Raw genomic sequence first — 20,726 nt, 5'->3', positions numbered from 1 at the left:
AAGTCAGTTATTATCTATGCAGAATGTTTAGACTGGTTTAATAGTTGTGCTGTATAAAAAATCGATATTCAAGAGTGAAAATATCTACTTTTGATCTTATCTGGAGGTTTTACGCTCATGTCATGCAAAAGGAATGGATTTTCCTTAATTGAAGTAATGGTCTCACTGGTTATTCTGGTGATTGGCCTTATTGGGATTTTTAATCTTCATTTAGTTGCCAAGAAAGGCAGTTTCGAATCTTTTCAACAAACTCAAGCCTCGTATTATGCTAACGACATCATTAATCGAATGCGTATAAACAGTAGTCAACTAGCCACCTATGCAGGGACTTATACTGGTTCATCTATATCATCGGCCAAATCTTGTGATGTTGCTGTGGGTGGTAATGTTCTATGTACCAACATTGAAACAAGAAACTGGGACTTATATCAGTGGGAACGCGCGTTTTTAGGTGAAAATGAAAAATCATCTGACAATAATAATGTGGGTGGATTAGATTCTCCAACAGCGTGTATCCGTGTTGTTGGGACAGATGTAACAGTGGTGATGACCTGGAAAGGAGTTCGCGCCACCTCAGATGGCACTGAAGCGAAATCTACTTTTGTAAAAAGTTGTGGAAGCAGTAGTGATAGACGGCGTGTGTTAGATGTAGATACGGCGATTATAAGATGATGATTGAAAAAACAAAGATAACAGAGCAACAAGGTATGTCACTTGTAGAGCTAATGGTAGCGATGTTGATCAGTTTGTTTTTAACGGCTGGTCTTTTTACCATGTTTAGCATGTCTTCAAGTAATGTCACAACTACAAGTCAATTTAATCAATTACAAGAAAATGGCCGAATCGCATTAGCGATTATGGAACGCGACTTAAGCCAGCTTGGTTTTATGGGTGACATTACGGGGACTGATTTTATTGTTGGCAGTAATACAACGTTATCTGCCACCGCAGTAACGGCTGATTGCGTGGGTGCAGGATTGAATAATGCCAGTTTTCCTAATACACAACTTTCTCATTTCAGGCGCTTGTGGGGATATGAGCAAGGTGTAAGTGCAGAATCATTAGCGTGTGTTTCACCTAATAACGCCACGGATGTCATCCAAATTAAACGCTTAATAGGACCACCAGCAACAGTTCTCACCGCAACACGCTATTACGCAGCATCTGAGCAAAATGAAATCATATTTTTCAATGGCAGTGCAGCTGCCCCTGGGTTAGCGAATAGCCGCATTTGGGAATACCAGCATCATGTCTACTTTGTTCGTAATGACGGCACCACTCCCGTTTTAAGACGTCGGACGTTATCAATAAATAACGGCATGAATAACGAAGAACAGCTCGTAGAAGGCATAGAAAATATGCGTATCCTGTATGGTTTTGACAGTAATGGTGATGGCACAGCAGATAGTTATATGCCAGCGCAAAATGTGACAACATTAATGTGGGATAATGAGTTATTTCAACGTTTAGTGTCTCTAAGAGTATTTTTATTGGTGCGCTCAAGTGAAGAAGACAGAACGTATAAAAATGATAATACTTATAAGTTAGGAGACAAAACGATTGGACCACTCAATGATAAATACCGTCGTAAAGTGGTATCGAGCACTATCGTTTTAGAAAACCCAATTTTAATCAACCAATAATATAACAGCTCATTTCGTAATTTGTTTTTGAGTGGATGCAGGAAAGGTAGGTAAATGATCACATCAATAAAGACGCAGCAGGGAATTGTGTTGTTTTTTTCGTTAATCGTCCTAGTGTTAATGACCTTGATTGGTGTGGCATTGGCAGTCAATTCGACACAGTCATTGAGAATGGCTGGTGCGGGTTCTGAACGAATTGAAGCGATGGCTTCAGCTCAAGGCGGACAAGATAAAGTTATTTTGGCGAATACAGGCAACACTTTCACAAGTATGACAGCTATTTCTCAAACAATTGATAATGAATTAGGTGTTACAAATACCATAACGCCATTGATTGTAGGTGATGTGCGATGTCAACGAAATGTAAAAGGCAATTCAATTCCTATATTTTGTCGCCGAATTGAAATTTCGAGCGCTGCAACATTTGGCCGCAATAATATGGGGCTAGTGACAGTGGTTGCTGGTATTGAACAAGAAGTGTACTGAAGGAGTTAGTCATGTTTTTTAAACAATTATCTTATACATTGCTATTTGCAATTTTGGCTTACTCATCCATCAGCTTTGCCGATGATACTGAGTTGTATGTACTTGAGTCTACCGCGCGTACAGGCTCAAAACCGCAGGTACTCATTATTTTTGATACATCCGGCAGTATGAGCACCAGTTTTTCGACTGACGATCCTTATAGCCGTGGTAATGAAAATGTCAATAATAATGGCGTTCGCTTAAGAGGAACAACTAAGTTATTTTTTACTCGTAGCAGTAGTAATATTCCTTTGTCTTCAAGTAACCAATATTTCGAAGCTAAGTTTAATGGTTGCGGTGTCAGTGATCGCTATCTAAAAGATTATGGTATGTTTACCGGATATCTTCGTGAGCACAAATATATTGGTGAAAATGGTGAATGGTCTGAATTCCCTCTGACTGACGGAACTGGTATTCAATATGTTGATTGTTATGAAGATATAGCTGAATTGAATTATGCTAACCGTCAGGAAACAAACGGTTTTCCTGTCGATGGCTTAGGGGTGAGTTCAAACCCTGTTCGTTATACTGCTATCGATAACTCATCGACTTCAACCGAAATTGATGCTGCCGTCGCAAAAGCTAAATTAACCAATTTTGGCATTGGTCAACCGATTACAATATATACCGAAAGGTATGTTGATTGGTATCATAGTACTAAAACTCAGAGTAGTTATTCTCGACTACAAGTTGCCCAACGGGTAATTGAAGATACAATTGTTACAACACCTGGTGTTGATTTCGGTTTGAGTGTGTTTAACCGAAATACTAGTAGCAGTACAAACGGTGGTAGAATTGTATATGGCATAACAACGAATAATGATGCTAATAAATCCAACTTACTCACCACCATCGGTAGTTTTACCGCTGGCGGTAATACCCCTTTATGCGAAAACCTTTATGAAGCCTACCGCTATTTTGCAGGTTTAGGTGTTGATTATGGTGACGATGATCCTACTCGAACTCCATTTAGAGACCTGACTGTAGAGGTTAATGGTGTCTACACATCCCCTTTTGTCGGTAAACAATGTCAAGATAAGGCCTATATTATATATGTTACAGATGGTGCTCCTGTTAGTGATAATGATGCAGATAGTAAAGTTTTAGGTCTCTCAGGTGTAACTACCAGTAATAGATACTCAAGTAGTTATTTAGCTGCGCTAGCAGGCTGGTTAAACACAAATGATGTTAATACTAGCCTTGATGGAACACAAACTGTATCGACCTATACCATTGGTTATGGTTCTGGTGCAACGAGTGTTGCAACACTTCTGCAAGAAACAGCAAATCGTGGCGGCGGTGCATATTTTCCAGCATCCGATGCTGCAAGATTGCAAGAGGCTTTACAATCTATCTTCTCTAATATTCTAGAAACTAATTCAAGTTTCACTTCACCATCAGTTGCCAGTAATAACTTTGATAGAACCCAAACATTAGACTCGGTTTATTACGCGATGTTTTTACCTAACGAAGGTCCTCGTTGGATTGGTAATTTGAAAAAATTTAAGGTGACTGGATCTGGTGATGTTGTCGATAAAAATGGTAATGATGCCATTGATGGTGATGGTAATTTGGCCTCGTCGGCATGTTCTTATTGGACATCGGATGCTGTCTGCAGTGCCACAAGCGGCGGCGGTGATGGTAATAATGTTGAAATCGGTGGAGCATTAACTAAGCTTCAATCAACGCCAAGTCGAACGTTATACGGGAACTTTGGTACAGGTGGCGCTATTGAAGCTTTCACTAAATCAAAAGCTGTAACCAGTCCAGGTATTGGCAGTGAAGCTGCCTTGGCTGCCTTTATGGGCGTAGACACATCTGAGTTAACTAAATTATTCGATTGGGCGATCGGCATTGATGTTGATGATGAAGACAAAGACGGTTCAACAACAGATAAGCGCTCAGATATTATGGGCGACCCACTGCATTCTAAACCGTTAGCCATTAACTATGGTACTGAAAGCTCACCAGATATACGTATTTTACTGGGCACCAATGCAGGCTTTTTACACATGTTTAAAGACAGTGGTTCGAGTATTGAAGAGTCCTGGTCATTTATGCCGCAAGAGTTACTGCCTAACCTTCGTGAGTTAAGGGCAAACGTACCAACAGGCGTTCATTCTGTTTACGGAATGGATAGCCCGCCTGTTGCATATGTAAAAAGAAATGCATCAGGTGCAATTGATAAAGCTTGGTTATTTGTGGGTATGCGCCGCGGTGGGAAATCTTATTATGCGCTCAACATTACCAATCCTGATTCACCACAATTTATGTGGAAAGTTGACCCGAGCTCCACAGGGATGAGTGATATGGGCCAGTCTTGGGCTGAGCCTGTGGTCACGTTTATTCCAGGAGTGCCAGCGGGTAATACCTCTGCTGGTACCGCATCTCCAGTTGTGATTATTGGCGGTGGATATAACCCTTCAACAAAAGATGGTGCAGGGGTTGGTACTGATGACACTACCGGTCGCAGTGTTTATATTTTAAACGCTGAAACTGGAGCCCTAGTGTATCGATTTGGTACAGGTTCTAGTGGAACACAATTACCTGGTATTGTTGATAGCATTCCAAATAGTATTGCAATATTAGACAGTAACGGTGATAGATTGACTGACAGATTATATGCAACTGACACAGGGGCTAATATTTGGCGTATGGATTTACCCAGTGCTTCACCGACGAGTTCTACCAGTCCGTGGACGGCGTTTAAGTTTGCGAGTCTAGGTGGTTCTACACAAGCAACCGATAGACGTTTTTTTGCCGAACCTGCAGTGGCGCAAACAGTATTTACTAATATTTCTCAAGTGTCAGTGACGGATGCTGATAGTAATACTACTACTAGTTTGACGTACCAGAATATTCCTTATGATGCAGTTACCGTAGGCAGTGGTCACAGGCCACATCCTTTAGATACAACGCGCTCAGACAAGTTTTTTGTGTTACAAGACCGTAATGTCGTGACTAAATCGTTTACTGGCGCTGCAGGTAAAGAGATACCTGCTCCGTTGGAGTTAGCAAATCTTTATAATGTATCTTCTACGCCTCCGACAACTGAACAGCAAAATATTGAGTTTGGTGCAAAACGAGGTTGGTATTATAACTTCGCCGCGAAAGGAGAAAAAAGTTTATCGGCATCTACAATCATTCAAGGAAAAGTGTACTTTACCTCTTATGTTCCAGGCGATGTGACATCATCAAATCAATGTCTTGCATCTGGTGAAGGTCGATTATACGGCTTTGATTTACACAAAGGTACTCGTTCATATACTCAAGAATATTTAGAAATGGGCGCACGAGTACCTGATACGCCTCAGTTAGTCATACCACCAAATGGTACATCAGATAGTTATATGTATTTAATTGGTATTGGCTCTGCTGGTGATGATATGGATAAAGTGGATGATGAGGGTGATGGCTGTGCTGCTGGTGATAATAAATGTATCGGTGCTGGTCCAGGCGTTAATAAAATTTATTATCATATTGATGAATAAAGGTGAGTAAAAAAGCAATGATAAATCAGAAAGGATTCACATTAATTGAAGTGATGATCACTGTTGTGATCGTGGGGATCTTAGCTTCAATTGCATATCCTAGTTATACTCAGTTTGTTGCTAAAGGCGCTCGTGGTGACGGTCTGGCAGGGGTAATGCATGTTGCCAATTTGCAAGAACAGTATTATTTAGATCATCGAAGCTTTGCAACAGACATGACCAAACTAGGGCTGAAAGCAGATCCTTGGATTGTTGAAAATACCTATTATAAGGTTGATACAACGCTGAGTGGTGATGATTACACCGTGACAGCTACTGCTGTTGGAGTACAAGCGACTCGTGATACGGCTTGTGCAACGATATCGTTAACCTCAACGGGTGCTAAGTCACCTACGGAGTGTTGGAAATGAGGATAAGCATAATATTTATAGCAATTTTATATTTTTTTAATACTTATTCTGCTTTTGCAGAAGATGAAACTGATTATATTCCGTATAAATGCCATATAGAAACACCTAACGGTCCAAATATTGCCTTGTTTGAATGGGAAAAAAAATTAGCGATACAAGAGCAAAGTGCTCTACTAGCGGAATACGTGCCAACAATATCTAATGAACGTTTATTGGTTAAACGAGTTGTTGAATGTATTACAGAAGATAAAAAATTTAAAGATGCATACGTGCGAGAATTAGATGAGCAAAGAACTTATTAACTTATAGCTAGCACTGTAGTGGTCAAGTAAAATTGGCCATTGCTTTAGAGTCACTCCAATATAAACGTTCTGACTCATTTGGCGTTAACCCACCATAATATTGATGAAGTCTAGTTTCACTGTAATATCCAGTGATGTAATTTGTGATCGCTTTGTCTGTTTCTGTAAAATTCCCATAACCACTGGCGGGTACTCATTCAGATTTCAAACTTCTAAAGAAGCGCTCCATTGGCGTGCTATCCCAACAATTCCCGCGACGACTCATACTTTGCTCAATTTGAAGACGCCATAATAATTGTCTGAATTTCAAGCTTGTGTAATGTGAACCTTGATCGCTGTGACAAATCACATTCTCAGGTTTCCCCCTTAACTCAAATGCCATTTTCAAGGCTTTGCATGTCAGCTCGCTGTCAGGCGATAATGACAACGCCCACCCAACAGGTTTACGGGAAAACAGGTCTAGAACCACCGCTAAATATGCCCAACGATAACCAACCCAAACATACGTCATATCGCCACACCACAGTTGATCCGGTTGAGTAGAATTTTTTAGAGAATAGAGAATAGAGAATGCTTACAATTTTGCCGAAAAAATTAAGCTCTTTAGATGAGGTAATATAACCTGCGGAAGGTTAATACAGCCACCTTTAGATAATACCGCTTTATTGTGACGAACTCGCCACAGACCAACCCAACTCTTACGATCAAGCTTTATTCATAATTGGCCGCTAATGAATACTTTGGCATGTCTGATTTAGGCTTGCGTTTGTTGCCGTTAAACATGCATTATTTTCGCGGTATTACAGGCAATATATTTTTCTTCAAATTCTTCTATGGGTAATGGCTGGCTGAAGTAAAAACCTTGACCGATTTCACATTGATTTTCTTTTAACCATTCAAGTTGTTGAATGTTTTCAATACCTTCAGCAACAATGGTCAAATCAAGCTGGCGCCCGAGCATTAAAATAGTTGACGCAATTGCGCTATCTTCTGGAAGATCGCTAACAAATGCACGGTCAATTTTCATTGTGGTAATCGGCAAATGACGTAGATATGATAATGAAGAATATCCTGTGCCAAAATCATCGACCGCAATACCAAAACCCGCTGATTTGAGTTGTTCTAATTTGGTAATTGCTTGTTCAACATCATTCATCAGTGACGTTTCTGTAATTTCTATTTCAAGTAATTCCGGACGTATTTGATAACGGATCGCCAGTTGCTTAATATCAGGTACTAAACTGGCATCTGCAAATTGTTGCGAGGCCACATTCACAGCAATAGGGATAGCATAATTATATTTACGTTGCCATTCCCTGATGACTTTACAGCTTTGCTCGATAACCCAACGTCCAATAGGGATGATAATACCGGTTTCTTCGGCTACAGGGATAAATGACATAGGACTTATTAATCGGCCGTCTTTTTGCCAGCGAATAAGAGCTTCACATCCGACGACTTTATTGGTGTTTAAGTCAAATTTAGGTTGAAAATATAATAAAAACTCGTTGTTTTTCAAAGCATCGTGTAACGAGGCTTCTGTACGTAATCTCACTGCAGCACGTTCGGTCATTTGTTGTTTAAAGAACGACCATTGATTAGAACCAGCGGCTTTAGCGCTGTACATGGCAATATCTGCATGACGAATTAAATCCTCTGCGGTGTTACCATCTTCGGGATATATCGATATACCGATAGACGCCGCTGGGTGAATAGCATGTTCGTTTAGCTGAATTGGAGTATTTAATTGGATCAGCAACTTATCAACAAAATCAGCTGCTTGTGATGGGGTTTGAATTTCATCGGCTAAAATTACAAATTCATCGCCGCCTAAGCGCGCTACGCTACCTCGATCACCTACCACTCTTTCTAAAATACGTGCGATTCGGGCGAGGAATTGATCTCCTAATGCATGACCTAAAGAGTCATTGACGTTTTTAAAACGATCTAAGTCTATAAAAAGTAGTGTAAAATTTCGCTTATGAACACGTGAACGTTGAATTGTCACATTGAGTGTTTCTAACAATAAGGTTCGATTCGGTAGCCCTGTTAATGGGTCACGTGTCGCCATTTTTCGCAGTTTATTTTGAGTTTGGCTGAATTGTAATAAGATTTGATTAAATTTACTGGTCACTAGGCCTAATTCATCATCTTTATGGGCTTGAGACATCGGCAACAAGTTTTCATCAGGATAGTCTGGATCAATTTTATCAATAGCTTCACTAATACGTGCGATGGGTTGTGTTAAAAAACGATGAAACACCACTGTTAATACTAAAGTGAGCAATAGTGCGCGAGCCAATGTCGCTATTAGCCCAAGTTGTAGCTGACTGAAGAGTTTAGTCGTCAGTTTTTGGGTGTCGTAAAAAATGGTCAATGTGCCAATGAGTTGCTGTTGTTTGTTGCCTTCAAAGTAGAACGGACGATACAGCGAACGGGAAATTTCTTTCAAATTACCAAAAAGACGATTACTTAACGATATGTAGTTATTGGAAAACTCATCAGATTCATTGGCCACAGATACAAATAGCGAACCATCATCAAGCTCAATGACCGCTGAACCGACGTTATCTACTTTGATGATGCCTTCGAGTGTTTGACTAGCAAGTTTGTCATCTAACGACCATACCGCATTCGTAGTGGTTTGCTCGACGGAATTGAGTAGTTCTTGCTGTGCTGCTGTAAGCTGTTGTTTAGTCGTTATAACAACTAACGCAATTTCTACGATAAAGATGGCAATTGCAAAAAACAAAGCAGTAAATACCACTAAGTTAGTTTGTTTCCATGTAAGAGACTTAAAACGGGCAGTCATGTATTATTCCATGTCATATAAGTGACTAATTCTACGTTGGTTTTAGCATTTTAAAATGCTAAAGTTACTCATGATTTATAGGTTCTATTAAATCAATCTTAACGTGGCTAATTAATTCGTTAACCCTTACAAAAATTGACACTATTAGCTACAACTTTAGTCAAATTCATCTGTCTTGTCATCAATAATCAAATCAAATAGCAAACCTCAGGTCACTTAATCGTAAAGTTTTTTGCTTAATAACGTCTAAATCATTTGTTAATACGATGATCTCATGTAGGAAAATGATTATTTTAAAGATTTTCACATTCTGTAACTCGCGTCTATTTAACTATTCGGTCTAATTGAAGTATACTTGTGCGCGTAATTAAAGGTCATTAAATTAAGGAATGGGTCACGTGAATCCAATTGTAAAGAGTTTTGAGTATGGTCAACATACAGTCACCTTAGAAACAGGTGTTATTGCACGTCAAGCTGATGCTGCAGTTTTAGCAAGCATGGGCGATACCACAGTATTAGTTACTGTAGTTGGTAAAAAAGTAGCGGATTTAAGCCGTGACTTCTTCCCGCTAACTGTTAACTATCAAGAAAAAACCTATGCTGCAGGTAAAATTCCTGGTGGTTTCTTCAAGCGTGAAGGCCGTCCATCAGAAGATGAAACTCTGATTGCGCGTCTTATTGACCGTCCTATTCGTCCTTTATTCCCTAACGGTTTTAAAAACGAAGTTCAAGTTATCATCACTGTGGTTTCTGTTGATCCACAAATCGAGCCAGATATTGTTTCGATGATTGGTACCTCAGCAGCGTTAGCTATTTCTGGTATTCCTTTCAGTGGCCCACTAGGTGCTGCGCGTGTTGGGTATATCAACGATGAATATGTACTTAACCCAACAGTTGATCAGCTTGCAACAAGTTCACTAAACCTAGTGGTTGCGGGTACTAAAGCTGCTGTACTTATGGTTGAATCTGAAGCTAAAGCGCTTGCAGAAGAAATCATGTTAGGTGCGGTAACTTACGGACATGATCAACAACAAGTTGTTGTTGATGCTATTGCCGAGTTCAAGGCTGAAGCTGGCAAACCAACATGGGATTGGACTGCACCAGTTCAAGATCAAGTGTTAGTTGCTAAAATCAAAGATCTTGCAGAAGCTGGCATGACAGAAGCTTACCAAATTGAAGTTAAACAAGACCGCTATGTACAAGTCGGTATTGTTAAATCTACTGCTAAAGCTGCACTAGTTGCAGAGAATCCAGATGTTGATACTCGTGAAGTAGACAACTTACTCGGTAGTTTAGAGAAAAGCGTTGTTCGCGGCCGTATTATCAGTGGTAAGCCTCGTATCGATGGTCGTGAACCAGATATGATCCGCGCGTTAAGTGTTTTAGCGGGTGTACTTCCACGTACTCACGGTAGTTCATTATTTACACGTGGTGAAACTCAAGCATTAGTAACCTGTACTTTAGGTACTGAACGTGATGCGCAGAAGATTGATAGCATCATGGGCGAACGTACTAATCGCTTTATGCTTCATTATAACTTCCCTCCGTATTCTGTTGGTGAAACAGGTATGGTTGGCTCACCTAAGCGCCGCGAAATCGGTCATGGTAAGTTAGCATGGCGTGGTATGAATGCCGTGATGCCTTCAGCTGAAGAATTCCCGTACAGCATTCGTGTTGTATCTGAAATTACTGAATCTAACGGTTCAAGCTCAATGGCTTCAGTATGTGGTACTTCATTAGCATTGATGGATGCAGGTGTACCAATCAAGACTTCTGTTGCGGGTATTGCAATGGGTCTAGTTAAAGAAGGCGACGATTTCGTTGTGCTTTCTGACATCTTAGGCGATGAAGATCACTTAGGCGATATGGACTTTAAAGTAGCCGGTACTCGTGATGGTATTACTGCATTGCAGATGGATATCAAAATCGAAGGTATCACTAAAGAAATCATGGATATCGCACTGCAACAGGCTTATGGTGCTCGTGTTCATATTCTAAACGTTATGGATCAAGCTATTGGTTCACATCGTGACGATATTTCTGCCCATGCTCCACGAATCACTACCATCAAGATTAACCCTGAGAAGATCCGTGACGTTATTGGTAAAGGCGGTGCGGTAATTCGTGCGCTTACCGAAGAAACGGGTACTACAATTGAGCTTGATGATAATGGTACTGTGAAGATTGCCTCTTCAAACGGTGAAGCGACTAAAGAAGCAATCCGTCGTATTGAAGAAATCACTGCAGAAGTTGAAGTGGGCCGTATCTACAACGGTAAAGTTATTCGTATCGTTGATTTTGGTGCGTTCGTTAACATTCTTCCTGGTAAAGACGGTTTAGTTCACATCTCGCAAATTAGCGATGAGCGTGTTGCTAACGTGTCAGACCATTTAGAGATGAACCAAGAAGTTGCTGTTAAAGTAATGGAAGTGGATCGTCAAGGTCGTGTAAGACTATCAATTAAAGAAGCTCAAGCGAAAGAAACTGCTGAGTAATGTAATTTAAAGGCTTAACGACACAAAAGGAGATCATTTGATCTCCTTTTTTTATCTATAAAAAAATAATCTGTAATGTGCATGGCTCTTAGATTGCCAGATTGCTATGATATTGAATATTAATAGAACCTGATAAGGTAAAGCGGATGGAATGTAAACTACGCACCACAATCGTTGCCGTTGTTGTCGGTGCAAGTATGTTGTTGTCAGGGTGTGCTGCAACGTTAGGTTCAAATGATAATATTGCAGGGCAGATGATTGTCGCGCCGGTTATGCCTGATTATAAATTAGAAGTGACACTCGCAAAGCTAAATGAAATTTTGGCTACCATGGAGTTAACTGACGAACAACGTGCACGTTTTCATTACGATCGAGGGGTCATTTATGACAGTGTCGGATTACGTCTACTTGGCAGAATCGATTTTCATCAAGCATTAAAATTACAGCCTGATCTAGCCGATGCATATAACTTTCTTGGTATTTATTACACTCAAGAAGGCGAGTTTGATAGTGCTTATGAAGCATTTGATGGTGTACTCGAACTGTCACCAAACTATGACTATGCCTTTTTAAATCGTGGTATTGCATTATATTATGGCGAACGTTACGAATTAGCCGTTGATGATATGAAAGCATTCTATGATCGTGACCCAAGTGACGGTTATCGAGCTTTATGGCTGTATTTGATGTCTTCCTCAATCGATAGTAAGCCTGCTTTGGCAGACCTTGCGATACAGCGTCAGCAGTTAAAGGATAAAGACTGGTCCAGTGTATTAGTCGATTTTTACTTAGGTAAGATAAATCAAGAACAAGTATTTGCTGCCGCAAAAGAAGGTTTGTCTCAGCCTAAAGAATATGCAGAACGTTTATGTGAAGCCTATTTTTACTTAGCGAAACATGCTGCTGAAAATGGTCAATATCAGCAAGCGGCTAATTTCTATCGTTTAACGTTAGCCACCAATATTTATGATTTTGTTGAGCATCGTTATGCGAGAATTGAATTAGCCAGAATGAAAAATATGATTCAACAATCTAACGAATTGTCATCTAAGAGCTAAAAAACACTTTGCCTAGCCAATTCTATCGATAGGCGCTATAATTTGCGCCTTTTTTAGCGGCTAGTGCAAGGTTAACATGTCAGGCAATAAAGTTGAGGTCGACAAGCGTCGTACCTTCGCCATCATTTCGCACCCCGATGCGGGTAAAACCACCATCACCGAAAAAGTGCTTTTATTCGGAAATGCCTTACAAAAGGCTGGCACGGTAAAAGGCAAAAAGTCTGGTCAACATGCTAAATCTGATTGGATGGAAATGGAAAAAGATCGTGGTATTTCGATTACCACCTCTGTGATGCAATTCCCTTACGGTGGCGCGCTCATCAATTTACTTGATACGCCTGGTCACGAAGACTTTTCGGAAGACACCTACCGTACACTAACCGCAGTAGATTCATGTTTAATGGTTATCGACTCCGCTAAAGGTGTCGAAGATCGTACTATTAAGCTTATGGAAGTGACGCGCTTGCGTGACACGCCTATTGTGACATTCATGAACAAATGTGACCGCGATATTCGTGATCCCATTGAATTGATGGATGAAGTAGAAGACATCTTAAAAATAGCTTGTGCACCGATTACTTGGCCAATTGGTTCAGGTAAGGAATTTAAAGGTGTGTATCATATTCTGCGTGATGAAGTCATTTTATACCAGAGCGGTATGGGTCATACAATTCAAGATGAGCGTATTATCAAAGGATTACATAATCCTGAATTAGATAAAGTTCTTGGATCGTATGCCTCTGAAATACGTGATGAAATGGAACTGGTCGCTGGCGCTTCAAATGAATTCAATCAAGAAGCTTTTCTAAAAGGCGAGCTTACGCCAGTATATTTTGGTACCGCCTTAGGTAACTTTGGTGTGGATCATATTTTGGATGGTATCGTGGAATGGGCTCCAAAGCCGCTTCCCCGTGAAAGTGATGTACGAAATGTCACGCCTGATGAAGAAAAGTTTTCTGGTTTTATTTTTAAGATACAAGCCAATATGGATCCAAAACATCGAGACCGTGTTGCTTTTATGCGTGTTTGCTCGGGTAGATATGAACAAGGTATGAAAATGCACCATGTTCGCATCGGTAAAGATGTCAATGTCAGTGATGCTTTGACCTTTATGGCTGGTGATCGAAGTCGTGCCGAAGTGGCGTACCCAGGCGATATTATTGGATTACATAATCATGGCACCATGCGAATTGGTGATACATTTACTCAAGGCGAAAAACTTCGCTTTACTGGGGTGCCAAACTTTGCACCTGAAATGTTCCGTCGTATTCGTTTAAAAGATCCACTAAAACAAAAGCAGCTGCTTAAAGGGTTAGTGCAATTATCTGAAGAGGGAGCCGTTCAGGTCTTCAGACCAATTGATTCTAACGATTTAATCGTAGGTGCGGTTGGTGTGCTACAGTTTGAAGTAGTTGTTGGACGCTTAAAAAGTGAATATAACGTAGAAGCTATTTACGAAGGTATCAGTGTGAGTACCGCACGTTGGGTCTATTGCAAAGATGAACGTAAATTAGAAGAGTTTCGACGTAAATGTAGTCAAAATTTAGCCCTAGATGGCGGTAATAACTTGACCTATATTGCTCCTACTATGGTGAATCTAAACTTATCGATGGAACGCTACCCTGATGTTGAGTTTGCCAAAACACGCGAACATTAAATGTTAAGAAGTTTTTTACAGATATGTTAAAAAAGGTGGCTGTGCCGCCTTTTTTATTATTATTTTTAACAGGGAATTAAGATGATTAAGGCTATTTTTAGGCTATTTATTGTAAAACCCTGGCAAAGGTACATTTTATGGTGTGATGAGATGGGGTTAACCCTAGAAAATACACGCAGCTGTGTACCACGATTGAGCGAACCTAAAAATGAAGCATCGACATCTGAGCCCGTCATAAATCAGAATGGCAATAAAAAAGAGCAACCTTATGATTGATACTCATGCTCATCTCGACATGTCAGAGTTCGATGATGATAGAACACAATTATTTGATGCCATGCATCGCCATGGTATTAGCTCTGCTATTTTACCTGGTGTGTCGGTTGATAAATGGCAAAAGCAAATTCTAATAGCACAGCAGTTTAATTGCTATTTCTCCCTTGGTATTCATCCGTGGTACGTGCCTGAGGACATTGATGCTGCCATTATTAAGCTTGAAGCAACGATACAACAATATAGCAAGAATAGGCGTTTGGTTGCTGTTGGGGAGTGTGGGCTGGATAAATTGCACCATTGGTCAGATAAACAATTGTTGTTACTTGAGAAACAGTTATCGCTTGCTCAAATTTACCAATTACCCGTCATTTTACATGCTGTTAAAGCTCACCAAGAATTATTGTCAATGTTGGCACATATTAGACTGCCTAAAGGCGGCGTAGTGCATGGGTTCTATGGCAATAGTGAAATTGCGAAACGTTATATTTCACTCGGTTTTAAATTAGGTGTTGGTGCTTTAATACTCAATCCAAGTGCGAAAAAGCTTCGAGAAACAGTGGTTAATTTACCTTTAGAACACTTTTTATTGGAAACTGATTCACCAAGTATGCCTCCTTTTGATCATCCTAAATCACGTAACACCCCTCTTATTCTTCCTCGAATTGTGTCCGAAATCGCATTTTTAAAGAAAAAGCCGACTGTTTGTATATTAGAACAGTTGAATAAAAATGCATTGCAACTGTTTGAGCTTTAATTGTTTTTTAATGAACATAGAGACATAAATTGTTTTTAATGTCGTAAGGGTTTGAAATTAAACTTTAAAAACTTGATCAAAACGACGCTTTTCGTTTCACGCTCAGTTATAATCATCAGCGGAAATTAGGTGAGTTAACAACATTCAAAAAAACTGTTAACAAAAGGGTGATGATTAATGGATATAGTAATGAGTTTAGTAGGGGTGGTCACCTTACTATTGATAGGTTTTGCACTATCAAATAATAGAAAAGCAATTAGTGTACGTACCGTTGGTGGTGCTTTAGCAATTCAAGCATTCTTCGCTGGTTTCGTATTATATGTTCCAATCGGTAAAGACATTCTGAAAGGTGTTTCTGACGCAGTATCAAGTGTGATTAGTTATGCACAAGCAGGTACTAGCTTCTTATTTGGTGATTTAGCTAACTTTAAAGTTGGTTTTATTTTCGCCATCAACGTATTACCTGTCATTATATTCTTCTCTTCTTTAATTGCAGTGCTTTACTATTTAGGCATTATGCAGTGGATCATCCGCATTATTGGTGGCGGTCTACAAAAAGCATTAGGCACAAGCCGCACTGAATCAATGTCAGCAACAGCGAACATTTTCGTTGGTCAAACTGAAGCACCGTTAGTTGTGCGTCCGTTTATTGCTACTATGACTCAATCAGAGTTATTCGCCATCATGGTGGGTGGTTTAGCATCAATCGCTGGTTCTGTATTAGCGGGTTACGCGCAAATGGGTGTTCCAATTGCATACTTAGTTGCAGCGTCATTCATGGCGGCACCAGGTGGCCTATTAATGGCTAAACTGATGCACCCAGAAACAGAAGCGGCTATCAATGAAATGGACGATTTACCAGATGATCCTGATAAGCCAGCAAACGTGTTAGATGCTGCTGCTTCAGGTGCTGCATCAGGTATGCACCTTGCATTGAACGTTGGTGCTATGTTGATCGCATTCGTTGGATTAATTGCAATGGTCAACGGTATCATCGGTGGCGTAACAGGTTGGTTCGGTTTAGAGGGTATTACGTTAGAACTTATCCTTGGTTATATCTTTATGCCTCTAGCTTTCTTAATCGGTGTACCTTGGAACGAAGCGCTTGTTGCTGGTTCTTTCATCGGTCAAAAGATTGTTGTTAACGAATTTGTTGCTTACTTAAACTTCGCTCCGTATCTACTTGATGCATCTGCTGAAGGCTTTAAAGTAGTAGCTGAAACTGGCGCAATGATGTCAGACCGTACTAAAGCGATTATCTCTTTCGCATTGTGTGGATTCGCTAACTTATCTTCTATTGCAATCTTACTTGGTGGTTTAGGTGCTATGGCTCCTTCACGTCGCCATGACCTTGCAAAACTAGGTATCCGTGCTGTTATCGCTGGTTCATTAGCTAACTTAATGAGCGCGACATTAGCCGGTTTATTCTTAGCTATCTAAGTTAAGAGTAATTCCAGGGGGAATACCTCCTACAGCTGGGTCTTTACTTTAATAATTATTAGAGACCCAGTTTTGTAATAAAGTTGTTATTGATTTTTGTGTTAATCCACCGTTTCCCAATACGAAGTTATGCTGTTTTAGTGATTGCAAAAGAGGATGCATTAAATTCTCTAGTCAAGATTGAAATGTCAAATTGTTAATGATGTGTGGACAAAAAGTCGCGACATTGTTCACAAAAAAGAATTTTGTATTCGTTTTTTATCGATTAAATATTGAGATTTATATCAGTAACGGTAAAATACGAATGATTAAAAAGAAGTGCTATCCAAGAAGATAGTTAAATAATATACATGGGGTTGATGATGAAAAAATTAAATACTTTAGTATTAGCAAGTACCGTTGCACTAGCGGGCTCTGCATTTACTGTTTCTGCTGCTGAACAAACTGGTGACATTCACGCTAATGATTATAAGTGGATGCAGTTTAACATTATGTACGCAATCGATGAGCATCCAATTGCAAACGAAGATGAAGCTACCCATAACTATTTAGAGATGGAGTTTGGTGGACGTTCTGGTTTTGTTGACCTATATGGTTATGTTGATGTTTTCAACTTAGGCAACAGTGATTCAGGCGATAAAGCTGACGGCGCGAGCAAAATGTTCATGAAGTTAGCTCCTCGTTTTTCTCTTGATGCTATTACTGGTAAAGATTTATCTTTCGGCCCAGTTCAAGAAGTATATTTATCTACTCTATTTAACTGGGGTGGCGGCGCTATCAATACCGATGGTAATGGTGCTGGCGATGTTAACATGTCTTTCTGGGGTGTTGGTGCGGATGTAATGGTTCCATGGTTAGGTAAAACTGGCATGAACATGTTCGCTAGTTATGATATTAACCGTAAAGACTGGAATGGTTACCAATTCTCAGCTAACTGGTTCAAGCCATTTGTTTTCTTCGATGACAAGAGCTTTTTATCTTTCCAAGGTTATGTTGATTACCAATTTGACATGGACGAAGAATATTCAGGCCAAAACAGTGATGGTAACTATAACAACACTGAACACGGTGGCGCTGGTTTCTTAGGTCTTTACTACCATACAGACCGTTTTGCTTTAGGTTATGGTGCTAAATACTTCTACCACTCATACGGCTTAAATGACAATGCATTTAAGAATCAGTTCTTTGATGGTTTGAATACAACAGGTTGGACTCACTTCCTAACCGCAACTTACAAAATCTAGTTTTTTTGTATATGAGTTGTTGGAGCCGCGTTTAGCGGCTCCATATTTTACAATAAATGCAAATCGAACTTTCATTTAAAATCATTGTCTAATAAGAGTGTTTTTATATAAAAGTTTGTACCCTACAAAGTTTTATTTTTACGCGCTAAAATGGATTTTTCGCGGAACAGTTGAAACAATTATCTTTGTTTTATCTTTTCCGGTCTTCAAGGATTCAAGTCGTGGTACTCGTTATCAGATTGAATACTTAGGTTAGTAAATAGTAGTAAGATTTACTGGCAATACTGAAGGCCCGGCCATAATTATAATCATATGCCAGCTACATAGTGTTGCCTGAAAAAAATTTATCAACTTTGATTTATCGTTTCGGAGAGCAATTATGACTGATTTAAAAAAAGCGGCACAACGTGGTATTGAATTAATGGATTTAACCACTTTAAATGACGATGATACTGATCAAAAGGTCATCGATTTGTGCCATAAAGCCAAGTCTCCAGCAGGTAATACTGCCGCAATTTGTATTTATCCTCGTTTTATTCCTATTGCACGTAAAACACTAAATGAACTTGATTGTGAAGACATTAAAATTGCAACAGTAACTAATTTTCCACACGGTAATGATGATATTGCCATCGCAGTACTAGAAACTCGTGCCGCAGTTGCCTATGGTGCTGATGAAGTCGATGTTGTGTTTCCATACCGTGCATTAATGGAAGGTAACGAAACCGTCGGTTTTGAATTGGTTAAAGCCTGTAAGGAAGAGTGCGGCGATGATGCGATTTTAAAAGTTATCATCGAATCTGGTGTGTTGAAAGATCCAGCTTTGATCCGTAAAGCATCAGAATTAGCTATCGATGCCGGTGCTGATTTTATTAAAACATCAACGGGTAAAGTACCGGTGAACGCCACACTTGAAGCGGCTGAAATTATGCTAACTGTAATCAGTGAGAAAAATCGCAATGTAGGCTTTAAGCCTGCCGGCGGTGTTCGTGATGCAGCACAAACAGCAGAGTTTTTAGACTTGGCTGCGCGCATTTTGGGTGCTGATTGGGTTACCCCACAAACTTTCCGTTTTGGTGCATCTAGCTTATTAAATAGCTTATTACATACATTAGAATTAGTTGATACCCCTAAGCCTACTTCAGGTTACTAATCGCATAGATAGTCAAAAATCTCAGTATGGCCTTGGATCATTGTCGTACTGAGGCGCTATCACTTGATAGCATCCTATTATTAAAGGCGACCCTAAAGGTGATGGGTTGCCTAAAGGGAGACGTAACATGTTTTTAGCTCAAGAAATTATACGCAAAAAACGTAATGGCGATGTATTAAGCACTGCAGAAATTCAATTCTTTGTTGATGGCATTACTCATAACACGGTTTCAGAAGGCCAAATTGCTGCGTTCGGCATGGCGGTATATTTTAAAGATATGAATATGGACGAACGGATTGCATTAACGATTGCGATGCGTGATTCCGGAACCGTATTAAATTGGGATTCTCTGGGCCTCAATGGCCCGATTATCGATAAGCATAGCACTGGTGGTGTTGGCGATGTAATCAGCCTAATGCTTGGCCCTATGGCTGCAGCTTGCGGCGGTTATGTACCAATGATTTCAGGTCGTGGCTTAGGTCACACCGGTGGTACGTTAGATAAATTTGATGCTATTCCTGGCTATCAAACTGAGCCTTCAAGTGAATTATTCCGCAAAGTGGTTAAAGACGCTGGTGTTGCCATTATTGGTCAAACCGGTGACTTAGTCCCTGCTGATAAGCGTTTCTATTCGATTCGTGATAATACCGCCACCGTTGAATCTATCTCACTTATCACCGCATCTATTTTATCTAAAAAGTTAGCCGCGGGGCTTGATGCTCTTGCAATGGATGTCAAAGTCGGCAGCGGTGCATTTATGCCTACTTACGAAGCATCTGAAGAATTAGCTCGCAGTATTACTGCTGTTGCTAATGGCGCAGGAACTAAAACAACGGCATTGTTAACTGACATGAACCAAGTATTGGCTTCGTGTGCAGGTAATGCGGTTGAGGTTCGTGAGGCGATAAACTTTTTGACTGGTCAATATCGTAATCCACGTTTATATGCTGTCACCATGGGATTATGTGCAGAAATGCTAATTTTGGGTGGTATTGCACAGAATGAAGCAGAAGCTCGTCATAAACTAAATACTGTATTAGATAATGGTAAAGCAGCAGAGGCATTTGCTAAAATGGTGTCTGGCTTAGGTGGCCCAACAGATTTTGTTGAGGCATATGATAAGTATTTACCTCATGCGAAAATTGTACGACCTGTATATGCCAATACATCTGGCTTTGCTTACAAAATGGATACACGAGAACTTGGTTTAGCCGTAGTGACCTTAGGTGGTGGACGTCGCAAACCAGGTGATGCACTGGATTACAGTGTTGGATTAACTCAAGTATGCGCATTGGGTCAGGAAGTTAACAAAGATGTTCCGTTAGCGATGATCCATGCTCAATCTGAAGATGCTTTCGCCGAAGCTGCCGCTGCTATTCAGCAAGCCATTATTATTGGTGATAGCGCGCCTGAGAAAACGCCTGAAATATATCGTTATATTCGCGCTTCAGATTTATAAAGGAAAC

16 protein-coding genes and 1 pseudogene are annotated in these 20,726 nt (G+C 40.0%); 15 read left to right on the top strand and 2 right to left on the bottom strand.

Going from position 1 to position 20,726, the window contains the following annotated elements; translation table 11 throughout:
* The first annotated feature begins 117 nt into the window (after positions 1–117).
* From pilV to AAEY99_RS04215, 6 genes are all read left to right on the top strand, one after another.
* Positions 118–672 carry a type IV pilus modification protein PilV gene (gene pilV, locus AAEY99_RS04240; protein WP_351009314.1) on the top strand — a complete coding sequence of 185 codons (555 nt, stop codon included), beginning with the start codon at positions 118–120 and terminating at the stop codon, positions 670–672.
* Entirely contained in the window at positions 669–1,643 is a 975-nt protein-coding gene (locus AAEY99_RS04235; protein WP_502959490.1) for a PilW family protein, read from the top strand. The genes pilV and AAEY99_RS04235 overlap by 4 nt, the downstream gene beginning before the upstream one ends.
* Before the next feature lie 66 nt (positions 1,644–1,709).
* Positions 1,710–2,129 (top strand): pilus assembly PilX family protein, encoded by a 420-nt coding sequence (locus AAEY99_RS04230; RefSeq protein WP_351009387.1) that lies wholly within the window; start codon positions 1,710–1,712, stop codon positions 2,127–2,129.
* Positions 2,130–2,140: 11 nt separating this feature from the next.
* On the top strand, positions 2,141–5,659 hold the full coding sequence (locus tag AAEY99_RS04225; protein WP_192114420.1) for a pilus assembly protein: 3,519 nt from the start codon (positions 2,141–2,143) through the stop codon (positions 5,657–5,659).
* Positions 5,660–5,676: 17 nt separating this feature from the next.
* Entirely contained in the window at positions 5,677–6,069 is a 393-nt protein-coding gene (locus AAEY99_RS04220) for a type IV pilin protein (RefSeq protein ID WP_351009311.1), read from the top strand.
* On the top strand, positions 6,066–6,371 hold the full coding sequence (locus tag AAEY99_RS04215) for a TapY2 family type IVa secretion system protein (RefSeq protein WP_351009308.1): 306 nt from the start codon (positions 6,066–6,068) through the stop codon (positions 6,369–6,371). Before AAEY99_RS04220 ends, AAEY99_RS04215 begins: the two co-directional genes overlap by 4 nt.
* Positions 6,372–6,393: 22 nt before the next feature.
* On the opposite strand, the pseudogene AAEY99_RS04210 reads toward AAEY99_RS04215, so the two are convergent.
* Both AAEY99_RS04210 and AAEY99_RS04205 read right to left on the bottom strand, forming a co-directional pair.
* Positions 6,394–6,912, bottom strand: a pseudogene (locus AAEY99_RS04210) (IS3 family transposase); the annotation flags it as partial.
* Positions 6,913–7,146: 234 nt separating this feature from the next.
* A complete protein-coding gene (locus tag AAEY99_RS04205) occupies positions 7,147–9,183 on the bottom strand; it encodes a putative bifunctional diguanylate cyclase/phosphodiesterase (RefSeq protein WP_351009306.1) in 2,037 nt (678 codons plus the stop codon).
* 398 nt (positions 9,184–9,581) lie between these two features.
* Here AAEY99_RS04205 and pnp point away from each other — a divergent pair, with 398 nt between their 5' ends.
* The 9 genes from pnp to deoA all read left to right on the top strand — a co-directional run bounded on the left by pnp (position 9,582) and on the right by deoA (position 20,719).
* Positions 9,582–11,678 (top strand): polyribonucleotide nucleotidyltransferase, encoded by a 2,097-nt coding sequence (gene pnp, locus AAEY99_RS04200; protein ID WP_101085736.1) that lies wholly within the window; start codon positions 9,582–9,584, stop codon positions 11,676–11,678.
* A gap of 146 nt (positions 11,679–11,824) precedes the next feature.
* Entirely contained in the window at positions 11,825–12,736 is a 912-nt protein-coding gene (gene nlpI, locus AAEY99_RS04195; RefSeq protein WP_101085734.1) for a lipoprotein NlpI, read from the top strand.
* 76 nt (positions 12,737–12,812) lie between these two features.
* Positions 12,813–14,393, top strand: a complete 1,581-nt coding sequence (gene prfC, locus AAEY99_RS04190) for a peptide chain release factor 3 (protein WP_182743607.1) — start codon at positions 12,813–12,815, stop codon at positions 14,391–14,393.
* 81 nt (positions 14,394–14,474) lie between these two features.
* Positions 14,475–14,669 carry a DUF5363 family protein gene (locus AAEY99_RS21810; RefSeq protein WP_502959489.1) on the top strand — a complete coding sequence of 65 codons (195 nt, stop codon included), beginning with the start codon at positions 14,475–14,477 and terminating at the stop codon, positions 14,667–14,669.
* Entirely contained in the window at positions 14,662–15,423 is a 762-nt protein-coding gene (locus AAEY99_RS04185) for a TatD family hydrolase (RefSeq protein WP_101085728.1), read from the top strand. Before AAEY99_RS21810 ends, AAEY99_RS04185 begins: the two co-directional genes overlap by 8 nt.
* 177 nt (positions 15,424–15,600) lie before the next feature.
* The gene (locus tag AAEY99_RS04180; protein WP_101085726.1) at positions 15,601–16,863 is read left to right on the top strand and encodes a NupC/NupG family nucleoside CNT transporter; all 1,263 of its coding nucleotides are present in this window, start codon (positions 15,601–15,603) and stop codon (positions 16,861–16,863) included.
* A 359-nt stretch (positions 16,864–17,222) separates the two neighbouring features.
* Entirely contained in the window at positions 17,223–18,107 is an 885-nt protein-coding gene (locus AAEY99_RS04175) for a nucleoside-specific channel-forming Tsx family protein (protein ID WP_162022532.1), read from the top strand.
* Positions 18,108–18,486: 379 nt separating this feature from the next.
* Positions 18,487–19,260 carry a deoxyribose-phosphate aldolase gene (deoC, locus tag AAEY99_RS04170; RefSeq protein ID WP_101085722.1) on the top strand — a complete coding sequence of 258 codons (774 nt, stop codon included), beginning with the start codon at positions 18,487–18,489 and terminating at the stop codon, positions 19,258–19,260.
* Positions 19,261–19,387: 127 nt separating this feature from the next.
* Complete coding sequence (gene deoA, locus AAEY99_RS04165) at positions 19,388–20,719, top strand: thymidine phosphorylase (protein ID WP_011636477.1); 1,332 nt, start codon at positions 19,388–19,390, stop codon at positions 20,717–20,719.
* Positions 20,720–20,726 lie beyond the last annotated feature (7 nt).

The organism is Shewanella sp. S1-58-MNA-CIBAN-0166 (genome assembly GCF_040310085.1).
In the GTDB taxonomy this organism is placed as follows: domain Bacteria; phylum Pseudomonadota; class Gammaproteobacteria; order Enterobacterales; family Shewanellaceae; genus Shewanella.
Note: the sequence above shows the minus strand (reverse complement) of the source record. Positions and strands in the feature narration are given on the sequence as shown.